Origin of the sequence: Kitasatospora sp. NPDC088264 (genome assembly GCF_040685715.1) — a bacterium.
GTDB lineage: Bacteria > Actinomycetota > Actinomycetes > Streptomycetales > Streptomycetaceae > Kitasatospora.
Genome location: NZ_JBFBIR010000034.1, coordinates 81,974 through 87,973 on the forward strand (window position 1 = coordinate 81,974; position 6,000 = coordinate 87,973).

At 68.6% G+C, this 6,000-nt stretch carries 7 protein-coding genes; 6 read left to right on the forward strand and 1 reads right to left on the reverse strand.

Annotated features, from left to right (window positions below; translation table 11 throughout):
• Positions 1 to 242 precede the first annotated feature (242 nt).
• A complete protein-coding gene (locus tag AB0O82_RS24610) occupies positions 243 to 782 on the reverse strand; it encodes a CGNR zinc finger domain-containing protein (RefSeq protein WP_363586107.1) in 540 nt (179 codons plus the stop codon).
• Between the two features lie 181 nt (positions 783 to 963).
• Here AB0O82_RS24610 and AB0O82_RS24615 point away from each other — a divergent pair, with 181 nt between their 5' ends.
• From AB0O82_RS24615 to AB0O82_RS24640, 6 genes are all read left to right on the forward strand, one after another.
• On the forward strand, positions 964 to 2,193 hold the full coding sequence (locus AB0O82_RS24615) for an MFS transporter (RefSeq protein ID WP_363586113.1): 1,230 nt from the start codon (positions 964 to 966) through the stop codon (positions 2,191 to 2,193).
• Positions 2,194 to 2,288: 95 nt separating this feature from the next.
• Positions 2,289 to 2,861 carry a winged helix-turn-helix domain-containing protein gene (locus tag AB0O82_RS24620; RefSeq protein ID WP_363586114.1) on the forward strand — a complete coding sequence of 191 codons (573 nt, stop codon included), beginning with the start codon at positions 2,289 to 2,291 and terminating at the stop codon, positions 2,859 to 2,861.
• Complete coding sequence (locus AB0O82_RS24625; protein WP_363586115.1) at positions 2,777 to 3,343, forward strand: transposase; 567 nt, start codon at positions 2,777 to 2,779, stop codon at positions 3,341 to 3,343. Before AB0O82_RS24620 ends, AB0O82_RS24625 begins: the two co-directional genes overlap by 85 nt.
• Positions 3,344 to 3,656: 313 nt before the next feature.
• A complete protein-coding gene (locus AB0O82_RS24630; protein ID WP_363586108.1) occupies positions 3,657 to 4,466 on the forward strand; it encodes a hypothetical protein in 810 nt (269 codons plus the stop codon).
• A complete protein-coding gene (locus tag AB0O82_RS24635) occupies positions 4,456 to 5,085 on the forward strand; it encodes a hypothetical protein (RefSeq protein WP_363586109.1) in 630 nt (209 codons plus the stop codon). Before AB0O82_RS24630 ends, AB0O82_RS24635 begins: the two co-directional genes overlap by 11 nt.
• Positions 5,086 to 5,255: 170 nt before the next feature.
• The gene (locus AB0O82_RS24640; RefSeq protein ID WP_363586110.1) at positions 5,256 to 5,867 is read left to right on the forward strand and encodes a hypothetical protein; all 612 of its coding nucleotides are present in this window, start codon (positions 5,256 to 5,258) and stop codon (positions 5,865 to 5,867) included.
• The last annotated feature ends 133 nt before the right edge of the window (positions 5,868 to 6,000 follow it).

Below are 6,000 nucleotides of genomic sequence, written 5' to 3' on the forward strand. Positions count from 1 at the left end.
AGGGTGAGAAGGCGTCGCGGATCTGGATCTGCGGTATCTGCGGCGAACGGTCGGTGTGCCCGCAGTTGGTCGGACCGCCTCGCCACGTGAAACCCGGTCCGGAGATCCATTACGGCCCGGTGCCTGCCGGACTCCCGGCCGACCAGGAGGCTGCTGTCGGCGTTCGCGTGAAAGTGCACAGCCCGGTACACACGAACGTGCACCACAATGCCCTACTCCCCAGGAACGCGGCCGACCGACGGCTAGATCGTCTGCCGTTGCCGGGACGCGTAGGACCGGCTCTTGTTGCGGTTCCCGCACACCTTCATCGAGCACCAGCGGCGGCTGCGGTTCTTCGACACATCCCAGAAAGCCCAACCGCAGGTGTGCTCTGCGCAGCGCTTGAGTCGGGCAGCATCCCCGGTCGTGACCAGCTCACTCCACGCGATCGCCAGCGTGGCCAGCGGCCCACACTCCGCCGGTAGCTCCGCCGCAGGGGTCAGTGAGCCGCGCACCGTGACCAGCACAGGGTGTTCGGCCAGCACCCGGTCCGCCGCGGCGAGCAGTTCCGCGTCGGGGGTGTCGCCGACATGGGCGCCCAACTCCTCGCGGATGCCTGCGCGAAGGGTCACATAGTTCTCGTGCACTTCAGTGGGGATCTCGCAGGGTGCGTCGAGCAGGCCGCGGTCCTTCAGCCAGTCGGCCAGTCCGGCCGGGGTGGCGATCTCATCATGTGTCTCTTCCACGTCGACCGTGTTGGCGAACGCCTCCACCAGGACGGCTGAGGCCGGTGGCTCCAGCATTGCGGGTCACCTCCTACAGGTTTCCACCACTCTACCGCCTAAACGTTTTACCGGTTGCGCGATGGCGGGGGTGTACGTCAAAGTGATCTCACCGGCTAAAGCGTTAGGTAGTTAGGGGATGGTCATGGTCACAGCGGTGCCTGAACGAACGCAGACCGACAAAAGCCTCGGCACGTCGACACTGGGGCCCTGCGCCCCACCAGACCCTGGTCGCCGCAACACCGCTGTCCTGGTCGGCTTCACCGCCGCGACCAACCTCGCCGACGGCGTGATGAAGATGGCCCTCCCCCTGCTCGCAGCCCAGCTCACCAGCTCTCCCGCCCAGGTCACCGCCGTCTCGTTGACCCTCACGCTGCCCTGGCTGCTTGTCGCCTTGCACATCGGCGTGATCGTCGACCGCTTCGACCGGAGGCGGCTGCTCTGGGGCGCAAATGGGATGCGGCTGGCTGCGATGGGCTGGCTCACCGTCTCAGCCGTTACCGGTGCCCTCACGCTCGGCCAGCTCTTCACCGCCGGGGTGATCCTCGGCGTCGCCGACGTACTGGCCTCGACCTCCGCCTCCGCTCTGGTACCGGCTGCGGTGCCGGCTGCGGGCCGGCAGCGCGCCAACGTCTGGATGGTGGGGGCCGAGACCGTGGGGCAGGAGTTCGCCGGGCCTTTCATCGGCGGGCTGCTGCTGGCCGCCGGGACGGGTCTCGCGCTGGGGCTGATAAGCGCCTCCTACGCGGTCGCTGCCCTGGCCCTGCTCCTGCTGGTGGGCCACTTCCGGGCCGACGGGCCCGCCCCGGACGCGGCTCCCGTCTCGGTCAACAGCCGGATCGCCGAGGGGCTGCGCTTCCTCTGGCGAGACGAGGTGCTGCGCACACTGTCGCTGGTCGTCGGCGTGCTCGCCGCCGTCTGGGGCGCCTGGCTGGCGCTCATGCCGCTCTACGCCCAGCAGGCCATGGAACTCGGACCGCAGCAGTACGGCATTGTGCTCAGCGCCCTCGGCATCGGCGGGCTGGCCGGCACGATGGCTGTGACCTGGGTGAACCGGCTGCTCGGTGTTCGCCGGGCGATGTTCGCCGACCTGATCGGCACCGCCGCGATGGTGGCGCTGCCCGCCCTGACCACCAACATCTGGGCAGTGGCGGGCGGTGCCTTCCTCGGCGGTATGGGCGGCACGCTCTGGACGGTCAACTCCCGGACCGTCGCCCAGCGCAAGGTCCCCGACGAGATGCTCGGCCGCTACGACGCGGCGGCTCGGCTCTTCAGCTTCGGCGCCATGCCGCTCGGTGCGGCTCTGGTGGGCCTGCTGGCCGAACTGGGCGGCATGCGGCTGGCCTTCGGGGTGTTCGCGGTAACCACAGCGGCGACGCCGGTGCTGTTCCTCAGGAACGTCACCCGGTCGGCCCTGGAATCCCGTTACTGACTTCGGCTCGTCAGGGTGAACTGTCCTGGTTTGCCTGACGGGCTCGTTGTGGTGGCTGTATCCGATGGTGTGTGAGATATGCGGATGGGGGCGGGCTGACCGCCACGGGACGGCTGCGCCGGGAGTCGGTGCGGGTTCAGGCGGCCGAGCTGTTCGAGCAGGAGGTCAAGCCGGCAGAGGTGGCCCGACGTCTGCGGGTGAGTCCGAAGTCGGCCTACCAGTGGCACCAGTTGTGGCGCGAGGGCGGTGTCCAGGCGCTGGCCTCTCGCGGCCCGGGTGGGGCGCGGTGCCGGTTGTCTCCGCGTCGCCTGGAGAAGCTCGCCGCGTACCTGGAGCAGGGCCCGGCCGCACACGGCTGGGTGGAGGACCAGGTGTGGACCGCGGCCAGAGTGGCCACGCTGATCGGGCGGAAGTTCCACGTCTCGTACAGCGTCTCGGGCGCCACGAGGCTGATGCACCGGCTCGGCTTCAGCCCGCAGGTCCCCGTACGCAGGGTGGCCGAGCGGGACGAGCAGGCCGTCACCGCGTGGAAGGAGGTGACGTGGGCGGAGGTAAAAGCGCCCGGGCGGCCTGCGGGGGCTACATCTGCTTCGAGGACGAGGCAGGGTTCACCCGCCGACCGCCCAAAGGACGCACCTGGGGCCGACGGGGCCGCACACCGGTCGTGACCGTCAGCGGCCGCCGCTCGGGACGCCTGTCGGTGGCCGGGCTGATCGCCACGCGGCCCGGCTCCCGCACCCGGCTGTGCCACCGCCTGCGCACGCACCCCGCAGGCAGGGGTCAGCGCCGCAGCATGAGCGAGCGCGACTTCATCGCCCTGGTCGACGGTGCCCACCACCTCGTCAAAGCACCGATCGTGCTGGTCTGGGACCGCCTCAACACCCACGTCTCCCACGCCATGCGCGAGTTGATCGCCCAGCGCACCTGGCTGACGGTCTTCCTCCTCCCCGCCTACTCACCCGACCTCAACCCCGTCGAATGGGTCTGGGCACACGTCAAGCGCAGCCTCGCCAACCTCGCCGTGGTCGCCCTCGACCGACTCGAAACCCTCGTCCGCAACCGCCTCAAACGCCTGCAGTACCGGCCCGACACCATCGACGGCTTCATAGCCGGCACCGGCCTCACCCTCGACACCCCAACCTCACCCTGACAAGCCGAAGTCAGTAGGAACGCACCTTCGGACCTTTCCGCGTTCCCCGCCCGATGCGCCGGGCAGATGCGCCCCAAGGCGACACGGGACCCGGAAGGCCCGGAGGCATACCCCAGCCGCCTCCGGGAGAGGGCCCCGTTGATGGTGACGACTGTCCCGGATCCTGACCAGACGGGGGACCCTGGCGCCACAGCACTGGGCCAAAAAGCCGGGATGGCCGTGCACGTTCCGCTGTACCGGCCGGCGCACATTCGGGTGTACGCCGACAGCTGTCGGCGTACACGGGTAAGTGCTCAGGCAGGTACACGTGAATGTGCCCGGCTGGGTGAAGGCAGCCGGGCGGCGGGAGACGCAGGTCGGTGGTCAACAAATTGGGATGACAGGTCTCGACCTGGTCGGCATGATCGGTCAGTTGTTCCGTCATGTCTCACCTCGGAGGTACGCCACGTCCATCCACCGCGAACGAGCCTGGGACCTGCCGTGGTCCGCTGCTACCCCCGGCCGGAACGCTTTCGACTGGGACGACGACGAGGCGGCGCGGCTGACGGCGCTGGTCGTTCCGATGGCGCCTCCCATCGGTGCCGAGCGGATGGCGGGCTTTCGATTCATCGACGAGGTCACCGTGCTCCTGGTGTCCCGTTATGGCCGGTGGGCCTGCGGTTGGGACCATTCGAACCACCACGGCGGTCCCGTCGAGACCTGGTGCTGCGATTCGCACTCGGTCGGAGAGGCGTCGGAGACCGCCGAACGCGTCGTGACCTGCCTGCTGGAGTGGCGTGACTGGCTGGAGGACATGGCCGAGCGGTTCGAGCAGCTTGCACCCCTTCCCGGTACGGACGCCGAGGACCGCAGCTGGCACCTGGAACGCGCGGTGACCCGCCTGGTCACCGCGGTCGTCAACAGCACCCACGCCGAGTCGTCCTGGTACGGGATCTGCGAGACGACGCTGACCTGGTTCCTTACCTCCACCGGCCTGGGACTGGAAGAGGCGCAGAAGGCGGTGGAAGCCGCGATCGGCGGCCGGTTCAAGAGCCACAGTGCGCCCGCCCCGCCCCTGGTCGACACGGTGGGAGAGGACCTGGCGATTCGCCCGACCGGCCGCGGGTTCTACCGTGAGCGATGACGCGCTGGCCACGTGGTGCAAGGTCAGGGAGCAGGTCGACTGGTCCTCGGCCGCGAGCGTGCGCGCGGCACCGGTGTGCACGGCCGTGGACGGACTCGCCGCCTGGTTCGACGGTCCGGTCCGCCTCCGCGACCCGGACCGCGCCGACCGGCTGCTCGCCGCGATGACCCTGTCCCGCGCCGATGCCTCACAGGGAGAGCCGCTCACCCCGACCCTTCTGGCCGGCTGGCAGAAGCTGGTCCTAGGTGTGAACGAGGTGCGCCTGCGTCAGAGCGACGCCTTCGCCAAGGACGGCCGGGAACGATACGGGCTCACGCCCCACACCTGGCAGGACTTCGCCGCTTGCCTACACCAGAGCGCCGCCCTGTCGGTCCCCCTGCCAGCCCGCGCGGCCAGGGCGTACCTCGACATCGCCTTCTTCCACCCCTACCCGGACGGCAACGCCCGCCTGGCAGTACTGGTCCTCGCTCACGTCCTGGACACGGAGGGAGTACGCCTGGACGAAGTGGGGCCGCTGCAGACCACCCGCTACGCGGACGACCCGGACGGCGCCCTCGACCTGGCGGCCCTGATCACCGTACTGATCCGCGCCACTCACCGCCGGGCAACCACACGGTGAGAGAAGGCTCCCGCCGAACCGGGCAGGTGAGCACGTTCAGCAGTACGCGGCTGAGCACTTACCCGTGTACGCCGACAGGTGGGCCGCGCCTGATGCGTTGTCCCTGGTGGATGCGATGATCGCCGTTGCCAGCGTGAGCACGCTGGTTTCACGACTCGGGGGTGGCTCGTATGGACACGTGGCAAGAGCTTTCAGTGCTGGTGGAGGAGCGGCTGAAGGCGGCGTCGACCAGTGAACGTGGCGTGTTCGCTGCCGGTGTCGCGGAACGGCTCATGAACTGGCACGAGGCCCTGCCCGAGGACGAGCAGGCGCCGTTCACCGTGGGCCTTCGCCCCCTGTTGAACTCTGTGTGGGAGGGCGTCCTCGGCGACACGACGGCGTTCTCGGCAGTGAACCGCGGTGTCGCCGAGTACATGCTCAGCGAGTACTGCCACAACGACGGCCAGGACGGGCCCGATGATGCGGACGAGTCGGCCGCAACCGCGACGTTGTATGCCGCTCACGCCTATCTGTTCGGCTGCTACGACTTCGCCCATTGGACCAGCCGCCGGGCGGTGGAAGCCGTTGACCAACACCTGGAGTACCTCGCCGAACAGGAAGAAGACGAGCTCGTCCCTGATACGGACGAAGCTCTGGCTTCCGAGTTGCAGCGGCAGTTGCGGGATCTCGACCTCATCGCGAACTACTCGAAGGAGCTTCGCTACTCCAGCACGGGACTGCCCGTCGACACCTCGATCCGACTCCGCGTGGAGCTTCGAACTCCTCTCTCTAACCGGGCATGAGTGCCCCAGCAGACCTCTCATCCTCCAGACTGGGTTAGTACTGCAACGGTGCTTACCGTGACGGTTGTCGGGTTAGCTCGTTGAGCTGTTCATGGGTGGGGACATATCCGAGATCGATGCTCGTCGCTGGTCG